Consider the following 20,096-nt stretch of genomic DNA (forward strand, 5'->3'; position numbering starts at 1 on the left):
GGGGAAGTGGATGCCTATTTCTATAGTGAAATTTATTCAGTATTGCTTGTTAGCAAGTTTATCGTTTGTATTGGTTATTTTATTTGGAGTTATTTTTGAAGAGCTTAAGAATGGAGAAACCTGGATAGGATCTTTTGTTATATTGGTTGTCTTGGTGGCTTCTTATTTGTTTTTATTCAAATGGATCGCTAAATACGATATTTCGGGGTATGGGGTTTATTTTGTGCTTGGAATGCACTTAATGGTTCTGGCTTTTTTATTGTTTCTTCCACTGGATATATTCTTGGGAGAAAAAATACGAGAATCATATGGCCAGCGTGTATATCAAGGTTCAGCTTTTCTGGTCTTGATTATCAGTTATTTCATCCATCGGAAATGGGATATTATTTTGATGATGAGAAAGAGATACTATCAGCCTAGTGCGTACTCTAAAGCAGATTGGTATATGGATTAGGCATAAAGGCAAAGTGGGGACGGTTCTTTTTTGATAGAACCGTCCCTATTTGTTTTATAAAATAGGATCCCAGTCTATTAACTCATCTTCAGTTAAAAGTACTAATTTATTTTGTGAGATTAAGGGGTTCAGTATCTGTTCTGAATGAATCTTAATTTTAGCGGAAGTAACCAGAACAATAAGGGGAATCGCTATTCTTCCGGTAGCAAGTTTATAAACCTGTTCCAATGCATCAATCAATTCAGTAGCTTCAGTTAATGTAAGTGGACTTTGCGACCTGTATTTAATTTCAATAATTCTATCAGAAAAATCATTTGTTCTACCGAGTAATAAAATATTCAAATTTAAGTTCAGGATTTTCTTATCCAGTACTACCTCATATTTATTGGAATATTTCTCGGTTATTTTCCCAACAATGATCTGTTCAATTCTGTTATAGGCCTTTACGATTTCGATACTTTCAGTTGAAGTTACAGAGGTTTTCTGAGAACTTGGATTTTCAGGCACTATGCTATCACTTGTCGCAACACTTGCAGTGCCAAAGAGGTCCACATTAATTTCATTTAATACAGCTGAAGCTTTCTCACTAGGTGTCGTATCCTCTAATTCCCTTTTTAACTTCTCGTTTGTCAGCTCTTTATTCACATTGTCCAGAACTTGCCCTTTATCGAATTCCTTCTGTTTTCTCCACCAATGGAAAATTCCTACACCTATCAAAAAAAGTCCAATTGTTAGAAATAAAATAGTAATCCAATGTAGGTTGGAAAATAAGTCAAATAATATTGAGTTTTTAAGATGAATGACTTTTTGGGAGTCATCCGTATACTTGGCCACTGTATCTTTTTCAAGGTAAAGATTGAATTCTTCTTTTAAAAAGAACCATGGCAGTAGAAATGCAAAAACGATCGTTCCTAACCCAACGGAAACCAAAAATTTATGCACATCGCTAAAATCAATATTATTCATTGTCCACCCCTTTGATTATTCAAAATATACAAAAAATATAAGTGAATTCTATTTTTGAGGCAAGTGCTCATTTCCCTAGTTTCATATTAATCTTGGCAACATTAAGTGGGTGGGGTTCCTAAGCTAGAAATTTTTTCCCAATATTTTTCGAAGAACATATGACAAAATAAACTGTTTGAATATTCAGTAAAATATTATAATAGAGGTAACACCAAGTCTTGGCTCCATAGTTAATCCTAAAGGGAGGGAAGTAAATGGATCGATATGTCCGTGTTATTCCGTACCAAGTGGTTGAAACAATAGAAACAGTAAACGAGGTTCCGGCAGGTGTAGAGCTAATTCAGGCTCCTGAGATCTGGGGCGAAACGAAGGGGGAAGGTATCACTGTTGCTGTGCTCGATACAGGCTGTGACATCGACCATCCTGACCTAAAGGACCGGATTATCGGGGGCAGAAATTTCACTTCCGATGATAGAGGAAATCCCGACATTTTCAACGATTACAATGGCCATGGCACACATGTTGCCGGCACAATTGCTGCTGGAGCGAATGAATTTGGAGTCATTGGTACTGCCCCAGAAGCCAATCTTCTGATCATCAAGGTTTTGGCCAAAAATGGCTCCGGGCAATACAAGTGGATTATAGATGGGATAAATTATGCAGTGGAACAGAAAGTGGATATCATTTCGATGTCCCTCGGGGGTCCGAACGATGTGCCTGAGCTTCATGACGCCATCAGGAACGCCGTGCGGAACAATATACTCGTCGTTTGCGCTGCTGGAAATGAAGGCGATGGAAAAGACGACACGAATGAATTCGCCTATCCTGGCTGTTATAACGAAGTCATCAGCGTGGGTTCCATCACTCTGGACAGGCGTTCCTCGGATTTTTCAAATTCCAATAATGAAATTGACCTGGTGGCTCCCGGCGAAAAAATAATGTCCACCTACCTTAATGGTAAATATGCTGCCTTATCTGGAACATCAATGGCTGCTCCCCATGTGTCAGGAGCATTGGCACTGATCAAGGTTCTGGCAACTAGAAGCTTTGACAGGAAGCTTTCGGAATCAGAGCTCTTTGCACAGCTAATTAAACGAACAGTCCCACTCGGAAATTCCCAGCGGCTTGAAGGGAACGGACTCGTTTATTTAACCGTACCAGAACACCTATCGAAGATTTTTGACAATGAATTCCAGGCTTCGGTATTGCAGGCATTATGATATTTGCTGCCGAGGTTCGAAGGTTGTTGGAAAATAAAACGGACAAACCTTATTACGATGAATTCACGGATCAACAAGCCAAGATTCAGTTTTATAAGGATATCGATTTTTCGGATTTAAAAAGCAGTGTCCAGCGCCTGATTGAAAGCACACACACGAACAGGCCATCGTACTCACCCCACCGCTATGTGTACCCATGGGTAGACTTGCAGGAAAACGGCGAGCTCAAGAGCCTTTATTCTGGAAAAAGAATGGATGTTTCGAAGACGATTGTCCACGACATGATGCTGCTGGAACGCCTGAAAAATAATGAACCGGGTGTTTTGGCAGGAAATCAATTATTTAATTGTGAACATGTCGTCCCGCAATCCTGGTTTAATGAGCAAGAGCCGATGCGCGGCGATCTCCACCATCTTTTTGCCTGCGAGCCGTCGTGCAACTTAATGAGAAGCAACTTTCCATACCATGACTTCGCCACATACGAGCCTGAAGCTTCCATACAACGAATACGGGAAGGCTGCGGAATGGCAGAAGAGGAAAAGTTTGAGCCAGAGTACGGAAAAGGCATCGTTTCAAGAGCAACGATGTATTTCATACTTAGATATAAGAATGTGGACATCCATGATAAAGTTAATTGGTCACTATTACTAACATGGCATAACCAGTATCCAGTGACGACGTATGAAACACACAGAAATGCGGCTATATTTGAGATTCAGGGCAATAGGAACCCGTTTATCGATTATCCTGAATGGGCGGAGAAGCTGATTTAAAAGTATAAGAGGCACAGAGGTGCTGGTCAATTGGCCAGCACCTTTTTTCAATATCAAAGGCGATTTTTATAGAATCTTCCAAAATAGTGGGGGTATGAAGTAGGTCCACTGTCACCGCCGGAATTATGTCATTTTTGATAATCCTAGTCTATTAGATTCATTTTTGTCGGAAATTTCGCAATTTGTAGAAATTAAATTCTTGCCCCCTTTATAATAAAGAAGATTTAACATTATGATTTTATTTGAAAAGGGGAATTTAGGTGAAGAAAAAGTTGCTTGCACTATCATTTTCGGCAGTGATAGCCAGTTCCGGGATAATACCTGCTGGACCAACGTTTGCTATTGGGAACGGACCTGATGTCAATGGGAATGAAACTGTACAAACGGCAAGGCTGACAACCTATGAGGAAATGGTTGATTTTCTAAAAAAAGAGGCCCAGAGGCAGCCACATATGAAACTGGAAGTGATTGGCCAATCAGTAAAAGGACGTGACCTCTTTCTAGCAAAGTACGGGACCAATCCGGAAAACCCAACCATCCTTTTCCTAACCCAGCAGCACGGGAACGAAGCGTTAACCACCGAAGGAGCTCTTGAGTACATACGCCATCTTGGCTCTAATTCAAAAAATATTCAGGATATGCTAGAGAAAGTTAATATTCTTATCGTCCCCATGTTTAATGTCGATGGCGCTATGGGAGATGTGAATTTTTCACTTGATAACTATATGGCCAGCGGACGTCATTTAACCCGCTACAACGCTGATAGAATGGATCTCAACCGCGACCACGTAAACAAGGTGGCACCCGAAACAAAAGCATTGCACACTAATGTCCTTCAAAAATATAAGATTGATTATATGATTGATTTTCATCATCAAGGGACACAAGAGGATTATTTCGGTAAATTGACCTCTGGTTCGGTACTTGCTCCCTATCATCCAAATGTGGATCCTGACGTGTTGCTGGGCTCCAAGAAGCTAGCCTCTGTCCTTGTCGAAAGTACAAATTCCAAAGGGTGGGGATTTGTTCTGAAATACGATGAGCCATCGACCAATACAGCAGTTGCATCCAATGCGATGGCACTTCAGTATGATATCTCCGTCATCCTGTTCGAAATGCGGGGCATGGCCGACCACTCCTATGAGCCATATGTCTTGGGCCAAAAATCAAACGGATATCTCATAAAGCAGGCCTTTACAGCCATGGATGCAACCGCCAAGGCTGTTGCCAACGGGTCGATTGACTCAACAGACCCAGCCATATACGACAACCTTCCTGAGCAGCATTATAGTTATTAACCAATCCGGAAAATAGAGAGATAAATAAGCGCGGGACCTATCAGGTTCTGCGCTTATTGCCATGTTCAGCAATACAACGGATACAATGGGATTCCTCTTTGCCCTTGGTTACTAGACGGAAACCGACCGCTTGATTTATTTTGGCGATTACTGCTCCCGGTATTTTTTTAATTCCATTTATAGCAAGTTTTAACTACAACTATTCCCGTATTCTTAAGGATTTCTTTCGCTCCATTTCCAGCTAAGTATGTATATACTAACGTTTTTACCTGGTCGTCCTTTAAATCGTAGCCTCCAATATGTGCAATGGCAGTACCATCCTTACCTGGACCAATAGTACACTAGCAATATTTGCAGGTATAGCAACAGGCATAACTATTATTCCGCAAAAACCGGTTGAGTGTGGAAGAATTACACATCACTGTTTAAACTTATAGAAATAAAATCCCTGAGGGTAGGTGGTCATCCCTCTTTAAAATCTAGCTTTTACATATATTACCACAGTTACTTTAAAGGAATGGTGGTATAGAAAAATTAGGTAATTGTTTAGTAGGTTTGCATGGATTTTAGGTTACTGTTTTTGTCCGATGAGAAGATAAGTGGATATGCATCTGGCTTATATTCTTAGAACTATAGGAGGCATACAGGATGATACCTAAATCATTGAATGAATTGAATAGAGTGAAGGCGGAATGCAGGAAAATGGTAAAGAAGCGGGCAGCTCTTTCAGCGGCTGGGGCTGTAGTCCCTGTTCCGGGAGTGGATGTTGGTGTCGATATTGCCATAATGATGGAGTTATTAAACTCGATAAATAAAAAGTTTGGACTTTCTTCAGAGCAGGTGGACCAATTGGATGCCGAAACAAAAGGGCGGCTTTTGGTGATCCTATCCAGTTTGGCGACAGATGTTGCTGGCAAGGTCATAAGCAGAGATATTGTCATTCAGTTACTGAAAAAAATAGCTGGAAGGAAGATTGTGGTTCAAGGAGGCAAATATATTCCTTTTGTTGGACAGGCGATGGCCGCAGGTATCAGCTATGCAGCTATGGTATACCTGGGAAATTCCCATATCGACGAATGCTATGAGGTGTGCAAGCATTATAATGAAGAAGATGGGAATGCAACGGGAGCATATGCTTATAGATAACTTTTAAGAATTGGAACTTGGCAACCCGTCGATATAGTTTACGAGTTGCCATTTTAATAGTTATAGGAGAATAAGACAAGAATCGTAAGAAGTATAGAATATACTTTTGTTCTGAGCCCTTTATGTTGGTTGTCAGCAGGATTTTTAGGAAGGGAGCCTGGAATCACAAAAAGAATAAACGCTGCAATCAGCAATAGAATTTTTGTAATAGATTCAAATTCAACTAAGCCATATACAAACACAAGAGTAACGATAATGAGCATAAGAAATTGTTTAAGCTGCATCTCATCAAACCATTCTTCGTTAAACCTGTACAAACTGTTTGCAAGAAAATAAAGGGCAAGATACCAGCCGAAATGTAAATGGTTAAGGTTGAATAAATTAAAAACTAAGAAGACGAGGATGGCATAAAAGTATAGGCGAGTAAGATAACCCAAAGAGAATTCCTCCGTTCTTAATTCATTGGCGATCTTCTAAGAGGCAGGTGAATGATATGTTTCAAAGATTTAATAGCCTTAAAGAAAGAACTGTAAATATCCCTGTTACCGAGGAAATGTTTAGATACTTATTTAGTAAACAGAATATCGAAGGAATAAACAAATTGTCAGTATCTTTTGAGGAGGAAGGGATAGCATTCGATGGTGAGGTTATAAAACTAATGCTTCCCATTTCTTTTCATATACTCCTCGTACCTTTTCTGGCAACTGGCCGAAAACTCTCTTTTGAATTAAAAAGGATAAAACCGGTTAATAATAACTGGATCAATAATAAGATTTTCAATGGCAGGACAGGTATTACATTTGAAAACAATATTTTGACAATAGATTTAAACCAATTTGAAAAAATAAGAAAAGTTCCATTTGGTACAATACGAAACTTCCAGTACACAAATAAAGTGATTTGGTGTCAAATAGGTATTTAGAGATTAAAAAAGGAAACAGGGGAGCCTGTTTCCTTTTTGGTCCTATTCTTCGGTTATCAAAGATTCAACATTTCTGCACAATTCTCCGAGTTCCCCATATTCTTTCTTTTGCGAAAGTAAATTTATTCCAATTTTAACCTTTTTTTCTAGAGTTTTAGGTATAATAAAAGGAGCGAGAGTCTTTATTAACTTTGAAGAATGATTTTGATCAACACAGAAGTCTAGTTAAAAGAGAGGATGGCTATTGCTTTTGACAACCTTGTAGGTAGCAATTTTTATGTGAATGGAAGCACCTGACTGGAACTTTAACAGCGGGTTTGGAGAACGTAAAATCAATTTGATTATATATGGAAACATAGGGGGAACTATGAAAGTAGTAAACTACAAGACATCTACGATTTTAGGACGTTTGGCTGCATTTATGGTTTTGGTAATTACCGGGGTTTCTTTAATTTGGGCAAGTTTATTTTTGGAAGCAAGCTTTATTCGTAAATTCTTTTCCATTATAGCTGGGGTCCTTGGTATTATTGTTTTTGGAAGGCTGGTGCTGATGATTCTTATTTGCCTGTTTAGCGATAAGCAGATGTTTCGTTATGATCAGGAATCTATTATTGTGAAGGACCGGAAGCTCAGCTTAAACAAAATCCGAAAAGTGGAAGAACAGAACAACATCCCAACCGGGTATTTAGAGATCAAGACGCCGGCCTTTATCTTAAATACCCATGATGGGGAAAAGATTTTCATTCATACCTATTTTGTCATTTCAAAGAAAGATTATATAGTTATAAGTCGGACGCTGAAGGATATCGTGAGCGACCGGACGAAGAGGTAGGAGTTGGGGGGGAGTGCGGGGCTGGAGGTTCCCGTCACTTCCGGTTAGGTCTGTACACGGTTAAATAGGGGGATTTATGAAAGTAGTAAACTACAAGACATCTACGATTTTAGGACGTTTGGCTATATGTATTGGTTTTGTTATTACCGGGATATCCTTGATCCTGGCAAGTATATTTTTGGAAGCAAGCTTTATTCGTAAATTCTTTTCGGTTATAGGTGGGGTCCTTGGCATAATCGTCTTCGGAAGGCTGGGGCTGATGGTTCTGATTCTGCTGTTCAAGGATAAGGAAATGTTTCGCTATGATCAGGAATCTATTATTGTGAAGAATCGGAAGCTCAACTTGAACAATATCCGGAAAGTGGAAGTAGAGAACGAGATCCCAACTGGGTATTTGGGAATCAAGACGCCGGCCTTTATCTTAAATACCCATGATAGGGAAAAGATTTTCATTCATACCTATTATTGCATTTCAAAGAAAGACTATCCGGTTATAAATCGAACGCTGAAGGATATCGTGAGCGATAGGACGAAGAGGTAGGGGAGTGCCTGTCACTCCTCGGTTTTTCTTGTTTCACGGGGATTGTTCCACGAGATGTTGCTGCGGGAGCTCGCTGAGGTGCCTGGCACCACCCGGATTTTCTGGTTTCATGAGCAGGTGTTCCGTGGAGAATGGGATGCTTTGCTGGTTTGGTGTGAGAGTGCAGGGCTGTATGGGCCTGCGCTCCTTTTTTGCGTGGTTTGGCAAGTCGATTTGGGTGCTTTTTTCTAAAAAGGAAAAATAAGTATGACTAAAGTACCATATTTGTTGAAATATTAGGAAACGTTGTTATAATAGAAAAGGTTGTTTTTGTACACATTTAGAATGTGTATGAAAAGTACATATCAAAAATAAGGGGGAAGTTATCGATGAAAAAGATATGGTTAGCAGTATTGACTCTAGCACTTGCTCTTGCATTGGGAGCTTGTTCAAACGGTGACCAGAAAGCAGATGATAAGGAGTCAAAAGATCCTGCGGCATCCACTGAGGAAAAAGCGAATCCGAAAAAAGCTCTTGTCCAATTCTATAATAATCTTGTAAGTGAAATTAATGCACAGGATGCTGGTTTGGGTGCGTACATGGGTGCGGAAAAACCGACAGCTGAAGAGAAAACTGCTGCGTCTGATTCGGCAGCCAATGTTGCTAAAGCGGTATCCGGATTAGAAATTCCGGAAGAGTTGAAGGATCAAAAGGCGGATATGGAAGCTGCTCTAAAAGACTTTAGCACATCGTATGAGCAAAAAGCAGAGGAACTGAAAAAGGATACACCTGCTTTTGAAGAAAGTGACGCTACTTTCGCGGCTGGCCAAGAAAAACTTGGAAAAGTTTTTGAAGCCGTTGGACTAAGACAACCGGATTTGAGTAAAGAAGTGAATTAATTGATTTAGGCCTCGTTTTTAACGGGGTCTTTTTTTTATGCCTGTAACTATCGGTATATCGCTGAATTGCTATAGGTGGCGCGTTGCCTAATATCGTTTTGGATGGTGGACGACGCTTCGAGTTACAGTTGCTTTTTCAGGATTCTTCTAATTGAAGGTGTAAGAAGAGGAAGGCGGGGAGCGTGCAGTCGCCTATTAGGTTAGTGGAGCTTGAGGGCGTCGACCAATTTTTCACAAAAAGGCTCTAGAGCATGAGAGGAAAATAGTGGAATTATTGTGATAAACTATTACTAGTGAGGAGGTTTGGGATGAAGAGTAAAAGATTGTTAGTAATAGGAGTGCTTACGGCGGCATTTGGGGTATTGGCTGCTTGTGGGAAACCGGCTGAGGAGTCAAGTAGTCAACAGGTCAACGGTGCTGGACCAAGTTCCAGCGAGCTGGATGGTGATGGCTCAGGGGAGCAGGAGTTAGTCTTAACAGAGCAGGTAACCATTGTGAATGAAGATGGGACCACCGAAATATATAGCGAGGATAATAGTATTTCTGCCAGTTCAGACCGAAGCCAGGGGACGGAAAGCCTAAAGGATGAGTATTTAAAGAAACTGAATGAGATGGAAGAAGAGGACCGGCATTCGGCTGTCGGTACAACCACTACCGAGCTGGAGGAACAAGAGGCGGAGCGGTTTGAGAAGTGGGATAAGGAATTGAATGAGGTTTATCGTTTGCTGGAGGAACAGCTCAATCCGGAGCAGATGGAAAAGGTGAGGGAAGAACAACGAAGCTGGGTTAAACAGCGGGATGAAGCAGCGAAGGAATCATCGCTGAAATATAAAGGTGGCTCACATGAAGAATTGGAATATGTGGCCACGCAGGCGATTCTAACTAGGGAAAGATGTTATGCGTTGGTTGCGAGGTATATGGAGTAGTGGTGCCTGGAAACACCCGTTTTTCTTGTTACACGGGAGGTTGTTCCACGGGGGAGTGCGGGCAACAGGGGCGGTTCTGGTCATCCAATGGCAAGGCAGAACTGTCCCTGTTACTACTTTCATAATCCCAATATTCTCCATTTGCTTACTTTCTACATATATCCGAGGTACGGAAGTCCGGTAATTATTAAGCAGATTCCTACGAGTAATTGCAGAATGGCGAATATAGATTTTATCGTCCATTCATTTGCACTATACATATCAAGGGTTGAAACAAAAGTGTATGCAACCACAATACAGATATTAATGAGGAGAGTAATCAGAGCCTCTTTCCCCTTTTCAAGGATTGAAGGTTTATCGGTATTTACCAGCCTGAATAAAACGGACAGAGGCCATATCTGTCCGTTTTGTTATGGATAATCCTTAATTAATACTTAAGTATAGGATTTTCCGAAGTTGTCTTTAACCAAGCGAATGAATTTATCTACCAATGGAGGTAAGTACCTGTTTGTATCATAAGCCAGATATACTGTCCTTGATAAATTTGAATCATGAATTCGCTTGAAATGGAAGTTTGACCTATAGATATGCTTAACATAGTTTTCAGGGGCTACTGTAATTCCCAACCCTGCTTCTACGAGATCGATAGCTGTTTCAAATCGCCCAATTTCAAATTGGATATTTGGCTTTATACCGGCCTTTCGAAATGCATTTAAAATATCCGTACGGGTTTGGAAGCCTTTTTTGGCAATTATGAGCTGTTCATTTTCAAGATCCTTGATCGTAACAAAACTTTTATTTTTTAATAGATTTGAATTGGGGATGACAGCTACTAATTTCTCGTCGTATAAAGGGATTAAATCGATATTCTCACCATTAATATATTGATTCGTAATAGCAAGATGGATTTCAAAGTTGTCGAGAGCCTGCTCAACATCCTTTAAACTGAGGACTTCAAATAATCGTATAAACACATTATCGTATTCTTGCGTGAATTGTGTTAAAACCTTAGGAACCCAAAACTTCGAGGATTCAATAATGCCAATAGATAATTCTAAAGGCCCTTCTTTTTTAAGCCTGCTCATTTCTTCGGATACATGGTCAAAGTGTATCAAAAGCTTCTTTGCTTCCTGATATAGAATTTTCCCCTCATTTGTTAACCTCAAATCCCTTTTGCTTCTATCCAGCAATTCAAAGCCCATTTCCTTCTCTAGCTTCTTAATTGAAGTGCTTAAAGAGGGCTGGGAAATATGCAGTTTTTCGGCTGCTGCAGTAAATGTTGCGTGTTCTGTAACCATGATGAAGTAATACAGTTGTTGTAAATCCATTCAACTATCACCTCTTATAGTTTCAAACTATAGAACTATTATTAATATGTATTTGTAATTATAGAATAAACTATTTACAATATTAATTAAAGTTGGAATATTTCAAAAAAGATAAAAAGAAGGAGGTTTGGTTGTCGGAAAGTCTTCCACCTAAAAAATGTAAGCGTTGTCTTTTGGGTGAATAACAAACAAGAAGAAGTCTTTGTACTATAAATCTATTGTTACAGGAGGAAAAGTAATGGTTAAAAACATTGTAGAAAAGCCGGAGATTCTTTATTCTGTCAAAGCACAACGGGGATCAGAATTACGATGCAAGGGCTGGAGGCAAGAAACTATTCTTAGGATGCTTGAGAATAATATGGAAAATGCTGAAAAACCGGAAGAACTTGTTGTTTACGGGGGGATTGGAAAAGCGGCCCGGAACTGGGAGTCCTACCATGCTATTGTAAAGGCCTTAAAGGAATTGGAAGATAATGAGACATTGGTTGTCCAGTCTGGCATGCCAGTAGCGGTATTCAAAACACATAAATATGCCCCTACAGTCGTTATGGCAACAACGAACATTATGCGGCCTTCCTGGGAAACCTTCTATGAATTGCAGGATAAGAACTTAACAATGTTTGCGCAATATACAGCTGCCCCATGGCAATATATTGGAACCCAAGGCGTTATTCAGGGAACATTTGAAACCCTTTCCGCCATTGCCCGAAAACATTATAATGATTCACTCGTTGGGAAAATCATGCTAACTGCGGGCGCGGGAGGAATGGGCGGCAACCAGACGCGGGCTATGGCGATGCATGGAGGAGTAGGAATCGTTTGTGATTCAAATGTTGAAACAATCAAACGCAGAATGGAAGTTGGCTATATTGATGTACTGGCTGATTCGCTAGATGAAGCGATTGAGCTAGCAGAAAAGTATGCAACGGAAGGCACCTCGGTAGGAATTGGTGTCGTAGGAAATTCTGCGGATATTTTTGAGGAAGCGTATGAAAAAGGATTCAAGCCGGATATTCTTACTTCCATGACTCCGGCCCATGACCCTATTTCATATTTGCCATCTGGCTATACAGTGGAAGAAGCCGATCAATTGCGTAAAAAGGACCGCCAATTATATTTGAAAAAAGCTCAGGAAACGATGATCCGCGAATTGCGAATCACCAATAAATTTTTCGATGATGGTGTCCATGCCTTTGAATACGGGACCAGCCTGCGCAAGGAGTGCCGCGATGCAGGGATGCCGGAAGATGAAGCAATGAAAATTCCTGGCTTTGTAGCTGAATACATTAGGCCTCTATTCTGCGAAGGACGCGGGCCTTTCCGCTGGACTTGTATGTCGGGCGACCCGTCTGACTTGGAGAAAATTGATAACATGGTTCTTGAATTGTTTAAAGATGACCTGCTTGTAACCAGGTGGATCAAATTAGCCAAGCAGCATATTCCAATTGAAGGTTTACCTGCGCGTATTTGCTACCTTGGCTTCGGCCAGCGTAAGGAGTTTGCCCTGGAAGTAAATAAAATGATTAAGAGCGGTGAGCTAAAGGGGCCGGTAGCGTTCTCTCGGGACAACCTTGATTCGGGTTCAATTGTAAATCCGACATTCGAATCGGAAAATATGCCTGATGGCGGCGACTTGATTTCCGATTGGCCTGTTCTGAATGGTCTGCTTAATGCCGTTGGAATGTGTGATTTGATCGCTCTGCAAGCAAACTATTCAATGGGTGAAGCAGTCCATACAGGTGTCACCATGATAGCCGATGGGACAGATGAAGCGGATATGCGCCTTGAGATTTGTATGACAGTCGATTCCGGCATTGGGGTTATCCGACATGCACAGGCAGGTTATGAAACCGCCAAAGACGTTGCGAATGGAAAAGGCAAACTTACAAAAGAAAGCATTAAAGTTCCACTTTGGTGGACCCCGACAGCCACTTTTGGCCCCGACGGAAATTAATAATCTATTAAAAGAAATAAGAGGTTAAGGGGACGGCTGTGGAATCCGTACCCTTTTCTCTTAAAAGTTTAGGTGTCCAGGAGGTAAAGCGGTTGGTTAAACAAAAAGAGAAAGCCGACATCATCATCGCAAATGCAAATGAACTTATTACCTGTACCGGCCATAAAGCTGACTCAATTGGAAGAATACCAAATGGCTGGGTAGCCATTGCGGGTGAAAGAATTACAGCGTTTGGTTCAAAGGAAGAAGTATTGCAGGAAGTTGATATAGAACAGGCAGAAATCATTGATGCCACCGGGAAAGTAGTAGCACCAGGTTTTGTGGATAGCCATACACACGCAGTTTTTGGCGGCTCCCGTGTTCAGGAATATGCTGCGAAAATGACACTATCCGACCCATTAGAGTTGAAACGCAGAGGTATTGAAACAGGTGTAATGGTGTCTGTTAATAAAACCAGGAAGGCAAGAAAGGAGGAGCTCTATCAGTCTACTGAAAAAAAACTAAAAGGTATGCTTGAGGCTGGAACGACAACAGTTGAAATAAAAAGCGGGTATGGCTTGAGTACAAAAGATGAGCTAAAAATTTTGGAGGTAGCCTCCGAGCTAAACCATAACTCTTCAATAGATATCGTAAATACATTTCTTGGTGCACACGGATGGCCGGAAGATATGACCAAGGATAGGTATATAGACTTGATTATCAATGAAATGATTCCTCAGGTAAATGAAAGGAAACTAGCCGTTTTCCATGATGTTTGGATAGAGGATTCTCATTTCGATGTAGAAGATACAATCCGGTTATTGGAGGCAGGTGAAAAGGCAGGATTAAAATCCAAGGTTCACACAGACGCCTACTCCTATATTGGGGGATCTGATCTTGCTGCAGAAAGGAAGGTTGTCTCTGCGGATCATCTTAATTATACTCCGCCAGAGGTAATGAGAAGATTAGCGGATTCAGGCGTTGTCGGGGTTCTGATGCCTTCGCTGGATTTTGCTGTAGCCCACAAGCGGCCTTTTGACGCGAGGTCAATGATTGACTCCGGAATGACAGTAGCGCTTGCTACCAACCTAAATCCAGGGAATTGGACAGAATCGATGCAATTTGTCATGGTCCTTGCATGCAGATTGTACGGTATGTCACCAGAAGAGGCAATTCGCGCGGCTACAATCAACGGCGCCAAATCTCTTGAACTTGAACACGACCGCGGCTCTATTGAAAAAGGAAAGCTAGCAGACATTCAAATTTGGGATATCCCATCATATGAACATGTTATTTACCGCCTTGGCAGCAATGTGGTCGATTGTGTCTTAAAAAGAGGCAAAACAGTTTATATGAAAAATGAACTTGGAAGGGATGGGTAAAGGGTGGCCAGAAAAACGTTGATTAAAATAGATGAAGATCGTTTATTGGATAGCTTTTTGGAAATGGCAAAGGTTAATGCGCCGAGCGGCAATGAGAAACCAATGGCTGAATATCTGATTCCGATGCTGGAGGAACTAGGCTTTTTGATTCAATTTGATGAAGCACATAAGGAATTTGGCGGAAACTGTGGCAACCTGATTGCATGGTGGGAAGGTACTGATCCGAATGCTGAGCCGTTATTTTTATCAACGCATTTGGATACAGTGCTTCCTACGGAAGGCTTGAACCCGGTTATAAAGGATGGCGTTATTTATTCGGATGGAACGACCATTCTTGGGGCGGATGACAGAGCGGCATTGGCTGCCTATTTGGAAGGAATAAAAGTGATCCAGGAGGACGGCATTCCTTGCGGGCCAATAGAGTTAATCCTTACAGTCAATGAACAGCCTGGACTTGTAGGTGCACGCTATCTTGATTACTCATTGGTGCGGAGCAAAAAGGGGTTTATTTTTGACAGTACCGGCGATATTGGACAGATTATTCTGCAAGGCCCCTTCAGCAGCAGGATTTATTGTGAAATAGAAGGCAGGTCTTCCCATATCGGCCTGAACCCCGAAGATGGCATTAATGCATTTCTTATTGCTGCCGATGCGTTGAAGGAAATGGAATTAGGAAAAGTCAATGACCAGACCCTTGCCAATATTGGCGTAATCAGAGGCGGAACCATGTCTTCCATTATCCCGGGTGAAGTCGAGTTGGTAGGGGAAGTTCGAAGTTTTGGGAAAAACGCACTGGACCATCAGCTAGAACATATGAAAGAGGCTGTCGAAAAAGCAGCACGCAGGCATGGCGGTAAGGCAAACGTCCGATTTGAAAAGAAATATTCGGGGTTCCGAATTTCAATCGAGGATGCTATCGCGAGAACGGCCATCAAGGCTGCTGAAGATATTGGTGTTAACCAATACACAACAAAAACCCTGGGCGGTGCAGATACAAATGTCCTTAACGAACACGGACTTGAGTGCCTGACTCTGGGTAACGGATTTAAAAACCTTCATACCTTCCAGGAACATATCAGTGTCGAGAATTTAATGAACGGTGGAAGGTATGTTGTCGCGCTGATTAAAGATTGGTATGAATCTCATAAGAAAAACTGAAAGCAGCTCACTTAACTTCCTAGGCTTTATCCTGTTATTTTCATAACTGATTCTATATCCTTTTTACAGCAATAAATAGCGGGATTGAGAACAGTCTTTACCTTAGTGATTGTCACCCCAATTGCTTATTTAATACTTTAAAGAAATGCCGTTTACCATCGGCAATTCTACATAAGAAGTTGAACCAGCGAAACATAGAAACAAAAATAGGGAGAGATTAAATTTGCCTTCTGACCAAGTTATTCACCTTGATGGATATACATTAAATCGCAATCAAATCGAACAAATCGCTTTCGGAATGGCTAAAGTGGCCATATCGGAAGAAGCGAAGGGGAGAATCAGAAAAAGCCGGGAAAGAATTGAGAAACAGCTTAAAGAAGGCCAGATCGTATATGGTGTCAACACTGGATTCGGAAAGCTAAGTGATATCGAGATAAGGGAGGAGGATATTGAGAAATTACAGCTTAATCTTCTGCGAGCCGATGCGGTAGGGGTTGGAGAACCTTTTCCAAAACCTGTGGTAAGAGGGATGATGGTATTGCGCGCAAACTCGCTTGCGAAAGGTTTCTCCGGAATTAGGGAGGAAACTTTGGATCTTCTAATCAACATGATCAATAAAGGAGTACATCCTAACGTTCCGTGTAAAGGTTCAGTTGGTGCGAGCGGAGATTTGGCTCCTCTTGCGCATGTGGCGATTGTCTTAATCGGTGAAGGGAAGGCAGAATACCAGGGAGAAGTGCTACCTGGGGGAGAAGCCTTAAAAAAAGCAGGTTTACAACCCGTAACTTTAAAGGCCAAGGAAGGGCTCGCGTTAATAAACGGCACCCAGGCAATGACAAGTGTTGGGACGATTGCGCTTAATGAAGCAGAGCGCCTGGGCCTGGCGGCGGATATGTCAGCATGTTTGACCATGGAAGCGCTCCGGGGAATCATATCGGCCTTTGATCCTGATTTATTGGCAATCCGCCCGCACAGCGAAATACAAAATGTAGCCTCCAGAATAAGGACATGGCTTGAAGGAAGTAACCGGACTACCAAACAAGGGGAAATCCGGATGCAGGATGCCTATTCAATCCGCTGCATTCCCCAGGTTCACGGTGCATCATGGCAAACATTCAGGCATGTTGAAACTGTGTTGAGTACTGAGTTAAATTCTACAACTGATAACCCAATTATACTGGAAGACGGCCGGGTTTTATCTGGCGGGCATTTTCATGGACAGCCGATTGCTCTATCGATGGACCATTTAAAAATTGCCGCAGCTGAATGGGCCAATATAGCAGAACGGCGGATTGAACGGCTTGTCAATCCCCAGTTAAGCGGCCTATCGCCATTTCTTGCAAAAGATCCGGGATTGGAATGCGGCCTAATGGTTGCACAATATGCAGCTGCCTCACTTGTTTCTGAAAATAAGGTTTTGGCCCATCCATCGAGTGTTGATTCAATTCCTACATCAGCGAACCAGGAAGACCATGTCAGCATGGGAACAATCGGGTCAAGGCAAGCGCGTGAAATCATTCATAATTCAGCACGGGTAATAGCAATCGAAATGATCTGTTCTTCCCAGGCCATTTATCTTGAAAATGCTGAGGAACAACTGTCTCCCGTAACAAGAGAATATTTGAATGAAATACGCAATATTTGCCCGCCTCTTGAAACTGATCGGGATATATCCGAAGAAATAGAAGCTTTGGCAACTTTCATCTTAAGGAAGGACATCATCCGGTAGCTTACTGGGAACATGCTTAATTGCACCAACGTTAAACAAGATTTTACATCATGAAAAAAGTATGGCGCGGCCATACTTTCCGCCTTTAGATAACTGAATTTTCAAATAATATTCTGATTCTTAAAAAAGGTGAGTGAGAAAATGGCATTATTAAACCCTGTAGTGTTGTCTGTTTTAACGTTAACTATTTTAAGCTTGTTTCGAGTACATGTAATCTTTGCTTTGGTAGTATCAACCATAGTAGCGGGAATAGCGGCCGGGCTTCCGCTTAACGAAACAATTTCGACATTGATAGGCGGCATGGGCGGACAGGCGGAAACAGCTTTAAGCTATATTTTGCTGGGGATTTTTGCTGCAATGATTGCCTTAACGGGCATTACCGACGTTCTTGTTCAATATTTGCTTAGAGTAATTAAAGAAAAGAAGTATTTTTTGCTATTCCTCATTGCCGGCCTTACTTGTTTATCAGGAACATTGATTCCTGTCCACATTGCCTTTATTCCTATATTAATTCCGCCGTTGCTGATTTTATTCGATAAGCTCAGAATCGACAGACGGGCGGTCGCATCGGCCCTGACATTTGGGCTGAAGACACCGTATATGGTTCTTCCAATCGGATATGGGCTTATCTTTCACGGCATTATTGCCGCTGAAATGAAAAATAACGGAATGCCAATTAACATGTCGGATGTTCCTTTTGCTATGATGCTCCCGGGCATAGGTATGATTATTGGACTAATAATTGCAATATTGTTTTCATACAAAAAGCCCCGAAATTATAATTTTGTTGAACTGAAAAAAGTTGATAAGAGTATGGAAGAAACGGCTGTTGGAGTCGAAAACCGGGATAAGTTGAATGGAAATGATAAAAAGCTTTATGTCTTTACCTTAATCGCAATAGTTACAGCTTTTGTTCTTCAGCTTGCTTTTGGCTCGATGGTAGTAGGGGCTATCGGTGGAATTACCATCCTGTTTTTATCAAGAGTCGTACCTCTTAATACGGGCGATAAAGTTGTCCAGGAAGGGATGGTCATGATGGGAGCCATTGCATTTATTATGTTGATTGCTTCCGGTTATGCAAATGTTTTGAAAGAAACTGGGGCGGTACAGGAATTCGTATCAAACGCCAGTTCAATCCTTGATGGCAGCAGCAAGACTATTGCGGCGTTAGTACTTCTTTTAGTTGGGCTTTTCATTACGATGGGAATTGGAACTTCTTTTGGTACAGTGCCAATTATCGCTGCGGTCTATGTTCCATTATGTGCGGCATTAGGTTTTAGTACACTGGCTACGATTGCTTTAATTGGAACTGCTGGCGCCCTTGGAGATGCTGGGTCGCCTGCATCGGATAGCACGCTTGGCCCAACAGCAGGCCTAAACGCGGATGGACAGCATGACCATATTTGGGACACCTGTGTTCCAACGTTTATCCATTACAATATTCCATTGCTTATATTCGGAACCATTGCTGCAATTGTGTTGTAGATAGGTCCCTTGTCACTCTCCGATTTTTCTTGTTTTACAGCGGGGGTTCCATGGGGAGTTTTGGGCATACGTGATCTTTACTTAGTTAAAAACAGGGATGGTTCTGGCCAGCCAATGGCAAAGCAGAACCGTCCCTGTTATTTTTATATACCGGACTTTCTCCATTTGCTTACTTTGTACATATATCCAAGGTAAGGGAGGCCGGTAAATACTAGGCAGATTACCCCAACTAACTGCAGAAGGGCAAATACAGATTTTATTATCATTTCATTTGAATTAAAAATCTCAAGGGATGCAACAAAATTATAAGCAACTACTATACAGATATTAATTAGAAGAGTAATTAGAGCGGCTTTCCCCATGGACTTTTTTTCATTTTCATATTTTTCAAGGATAGAAGGTTTATCGGTATAGATAGGGGCAGTCCCTTTGGGTGCGCTGAACAAGTGAATATAGTCGCCGCTGCTTCCTTCATGCTTCCAGCCGGCTTCTTCAAAATAAGCGAAGTAATCCTGGTCTGCTCCTTTACGGTAGTCAATTGCATATTGAAGGTCCTGCGGAGATGATTTTTTCAGCTTATATCCCAAAAAGTAAAACTTATCAAAAATCCAACCTTCCTGTGCCAGTTCCCCGAGTTTTTCCATATCCTTTTCTTCATCAAAAGCTAAACCGCCACTCGTGATATACTTCGTTCGTGCCATTATTTTGAAGCCTCCTTCTTCATAAGAATGTTTTTTGCGTGCTGGATCATCTTTTCCCGGCGACCCAAATCCTTTTTCAGTAATTCCAGCCCTTTTTTCGTTGCGATATATGTCTTTCGCTTGTCAACTTCCTCCCCCAGCTGCTCAATCATCCCCGCTGTCAGGAGCTTTTTTATCGTTGTATACATGGAGGCTGGGCCAATGGTAAATTCATTCTTGGTCAGTTCTTCAATGTTTTTCATAATTAAATAACCATGTCTGGCTTCCACCAGTGAAAGCAGGATATAAAAAGAAGTATCTGTCAGTTCACCAGTCTCTAAAACATCATTTCTTGCCATCGTATCCCTCCTATCGTTTAATGATATATCATTAAATATAATATATCGTTTAATGATATACAGGTCAATATGAAAAAAATAAAAAT

The 20,096-nt window shown here is 41.4% G+C and carries 20 protein-coding genes; 15 read left to right on the forward strand and 5 right to left on the reverse strand.

Annotated elements, in window-relative coordinates; translation table 11 throughout:
* Positions 1–10 precede the first annotated feature (10 nt).
* The gene (locus tag AM500_RS05240; RefSeq protein ID WP_053598281.1) at positions 11–454 is read left to right on the forward strand and encodes a hypothetical protein; all 444 of its coding nucleotides are present in this window, start codon (positions 11–13) and stop codon (positions 452–454) included.
* Positions 455–508: 54 nt separating this feature from the next.
* Here the strand turns inward: AM500_RS05240 and AM500_RS05245 are convergent, their stop codons facing one another.
* A complete protein-coding gene (locus AM500_RS05245; RefSeq protein ID WP_053598282.1) occupies positions 509–1,420 on the reverse strand; it encodes a hypothetical protein in 912 nt (303 codons plus the stop codon).
* 254 nt (positions 1,421–1,674) lie between these two features.
* On the opposite strand from AM500_RS05245, the gene AM500_RS05250 reads away from it, so the two are divergent.
* The 4 genes from AM500_RS05250 to AM500_RS05265 all read left to right on the forward strand — a co-directional run bounded on the left by AM500_RS05250 (position 1,675) and on the right by AM500_RS05265 (position 5,857).
* A complete protein-coding gene (locus AM500_RS05250; RefSeq protein ID WP_053598283.1) occupies positions 1,675–2,640 on the forward strand; it encodes a S8 family peptidase in 966 nt (321 codons plus the stop codon).
* 26 nt (positions 2,641–2,666) lie between these two features.
* On the forward strand, positions 2,667–3,413 hold the full coding sequence (locus AM500_RS05255) for an endonuclease I family protein (protein ID WP_231688111.1): 747 nt from the start codon (positions 2,667–2,669) through the stop codon (positions 3,411–3,413).
* Positions 3,414–3,673: 260 nt separating this feature from the next.
* Positions 3,674–4,711, forward strand: a complete 1,038-nt coding sequence (locus AM500_RS05260; RefSeq protein ID WP_053598285.1) for a M14 family zinc carboxypeptidase — start codon at positions 3,674–3,676, stop codon at positions 4,709–4,711.
* Positions 4,712–5,359: 648 nt separating this feature from the next.
* Positions 5,360–5,857: a hypothetical protein gene (locus AM500_RS05265; RefSeq protein ID WP_053598286.1), complete on the forward strand. Its 498-nt coding sequence runs from the start codon at positions 5,360–5,362 to the stop codon at positions 5,855–5,857.
* Between the two features lie 53 nt (positions 5,858–5,910).
* Here AM500_RS05265 and AM500_RS05270 read toward each other — a convergent pair whose 3' ends face one another.
* The gene (locus AM500_RS05270; protein WP_053598287.1) at positions 5,911–6,294 is read right to left on the reverse strand and encodes a hypothetical protein; all 384 of its coding nucleotides are present in this window, start codon (positions 6,292–6,294) and stop codon (positions 5,911–5,913) included.
* Positions 6,295–6,350: 56 nt separating this feature from the next.
* Here AM500_RS05270 and AM500_RS05275 point away from each other — a divergent pair, with 56 nt between their 5' ends.
* The 5 genes from AM500_RS05275 to AM500_RS05295 all read left to right on the forward strand — a co-directional run bounded on the left by AM500_RS05275 (position 6,351) and on the right by AM500_RS05295 (position 9,956).
* Entirely contained in the window at positions 6,351–6,779 is a 429-nt protein-coding gene (locus AM500_RS05275; RefSeq protein ID WP_053598288.1) for a hypothetical protein, read from the forward strand.
* A gap of 367 nt (positions 6,780–7,146) precedes the next feature.
* Positions 7,147–7,611 (forward strand): DUF5381 family protein, encoded by a 465-nt coding sequence (locus AM500_RS05280; RefSeq protein WP_053598289.1) that lies wholly within the window; start codon positions 7,147–7,149, stop codon positions 7,609–7,611.
* Between the two features lie 76 nt (positions 7,612–7,687).
* Positions 7,688–8,152 (forward strand): DUF5381 family protein, encoded by a 465-nt coding sequence (locus AM500_RS05285; RefSeq protein ID WP_053598290.1) that lies wholly within the window; start codon positions 7,688–7,690, stop codon positions 8,150–8,152.
* Positions 8,153–8,520: 368 nt separating this feature from the next.
* Positions 8,521–9,030 carry a hypothetical protein gene (locus AM500_RS05290; RefSeq protein ID WP_053598291.1) on the forward strand — a complete coding sequence of 170 codons (510 nt, stop codon included), beginning with the start codon at positions 8,521–8,523 and terminating at the stop codon, positions 9,028–9,030.
* A gap of 308 nt (positions 9,031–9,338) precedes the next feature.
* Positions 9,339–9,956 carry a lysozyme inhibitor LprI family protein gene (locus tag AM500_RS05295; RefSeq protein WP_053598292.1) on the forward strand — a complete coding sequence of 206 codons (618 nt, stop codon included), beginning with the start codon at positions 9,339–9,341 and terminating at the stop codon, positions 9,954–9,956.
* A 434-nt stretch (positions 9,957–10,390) separates the two neighbouring features.
* On the opposite strand, the gene AM500_RS05300 is transcribed toward AM500_RS05295, so the two are convergent.
* Positions 10,391–11,284 (reverse strand): LysR family transcriptional regulator, encoded by an 894-nt coding sequence (locus AM500_RS05300; RefSeq protein WP_053598293.1) that lies wholly within the window; start codon positions 11,282–11,284, stop codon positions 10,391–10,393.
* 238 nt (positions 11,285–11,522) lie between these two features.
* Between AM500_RS05300 and AM500_RS05305 the strand changes: the two genes are divergently transcribed.
* The 5 genes from AM500_RS05305 (at position 11,523) to AM500_RS05325 (ending at position 18,971) form a co-directional block, all read left to right on the forward strand.
* The gene (locus AM500_RS05305; protein ID WP_053598294.1) at positions 11,523–13,238 is read left to right on the forward strand and encodes an N-tau-methylurocanate hydratase; all 1,716 of its coding nucleotides are present in this window, start codon (positions 11,523–11,525) and stop codon (positions 13,236–13,238) included.
* 92 nt (positions 13,239–13,330) lie between these two features.
* Positions 13,331–14,599, forward strand: coding sequence for an imidazolonepropionase (hutI, locus tag AM500_RS05310; protein ID WP_053598295.1), 1,269 nt, complete (start codon positions 13,331–13,333; stop codon positions 14,597–14,599).
* Positions 14,600–14,602: 3 nt separating this feature from the next.
* Positions 14,603–15,757, forward strand: coding sequence for a M20/M25/M40 family metallo-hydrolase (locus AM500_RS05315; protein ID WP_053598296.1), 1,155 nt, complete (start codon positions 14,603–14,605; stop codon positions 15,755–15,757).
* A 223-nt stretch (positions 15,758–15,980) separates the two neighbouring features.
* A complete protein-coding gene (gene hutH, locus AM500_RS05320) occupies positions 15,981–17,486 on the forward strand; it encodes a histidine ammonia-lyase (RefSeq protein ID WP_053598297.1) in 1,506 nt (501 codons plus the stop codon).
* A gap of 141 nt (positions 17,487–17,627) precedes the next feature.
* The gene (locus AM500_RS05325) at positions 17,628–18,971 is read left to right on the forward strand and encodes a Na+/H+ antiporter family protein (protein ID WP_053598298.1); all 1,344 of its coding nucleotides are present in this window, start codon (positions 17,628–17,630) and stop codon (positions 18,969–18,971) included.
* 143 nt (positions 18,972–19,114) lie between these two features.
* On the opposite strand, the gene AM500_RS05330 is transcribed toward AM500_RS05325, so the two are convergent.
* Together AM500_RS05330 and AM500_RS05335 are read right to left on the reverse strand one after the other, a co-directional pair.
* Positions 19,115–19,672 carry a DUF2812 domain-containing protein gene (locus AM500_RS05330; protein WP_053598299.1) on the reverse strand — a complete coding sequence of 186 codons (558 nt, stop codon included), beginning with the start codon at positions 19,670–19,672 and terminating at the stop codon, positions 19,115–19,117.
* Entirely contained in the window at positions 19,672–20,010 is a 339-nt protein-coding gene (locus AM500_RS05335) for a PadR family transcriptional regulator (RefSeq protein WP_053598300.1), read from the reverse strand. Before AM500_RS05335 ends, AM500_RS05330 begins: the two co-directional genes overlap by 1 nt.
* Between the last annotated feature and the right edge of the window lie 86 nt (positions 20,011–20,096).

It is taken from the genome of Bacillus sp. FJAT-18017 (assembly GCF_001278805.1).
Classification (GTDB): Bacteria; Bacillota; Bacilli; order Bacillales; family Cytobacillaceae; genus Bacillus_D.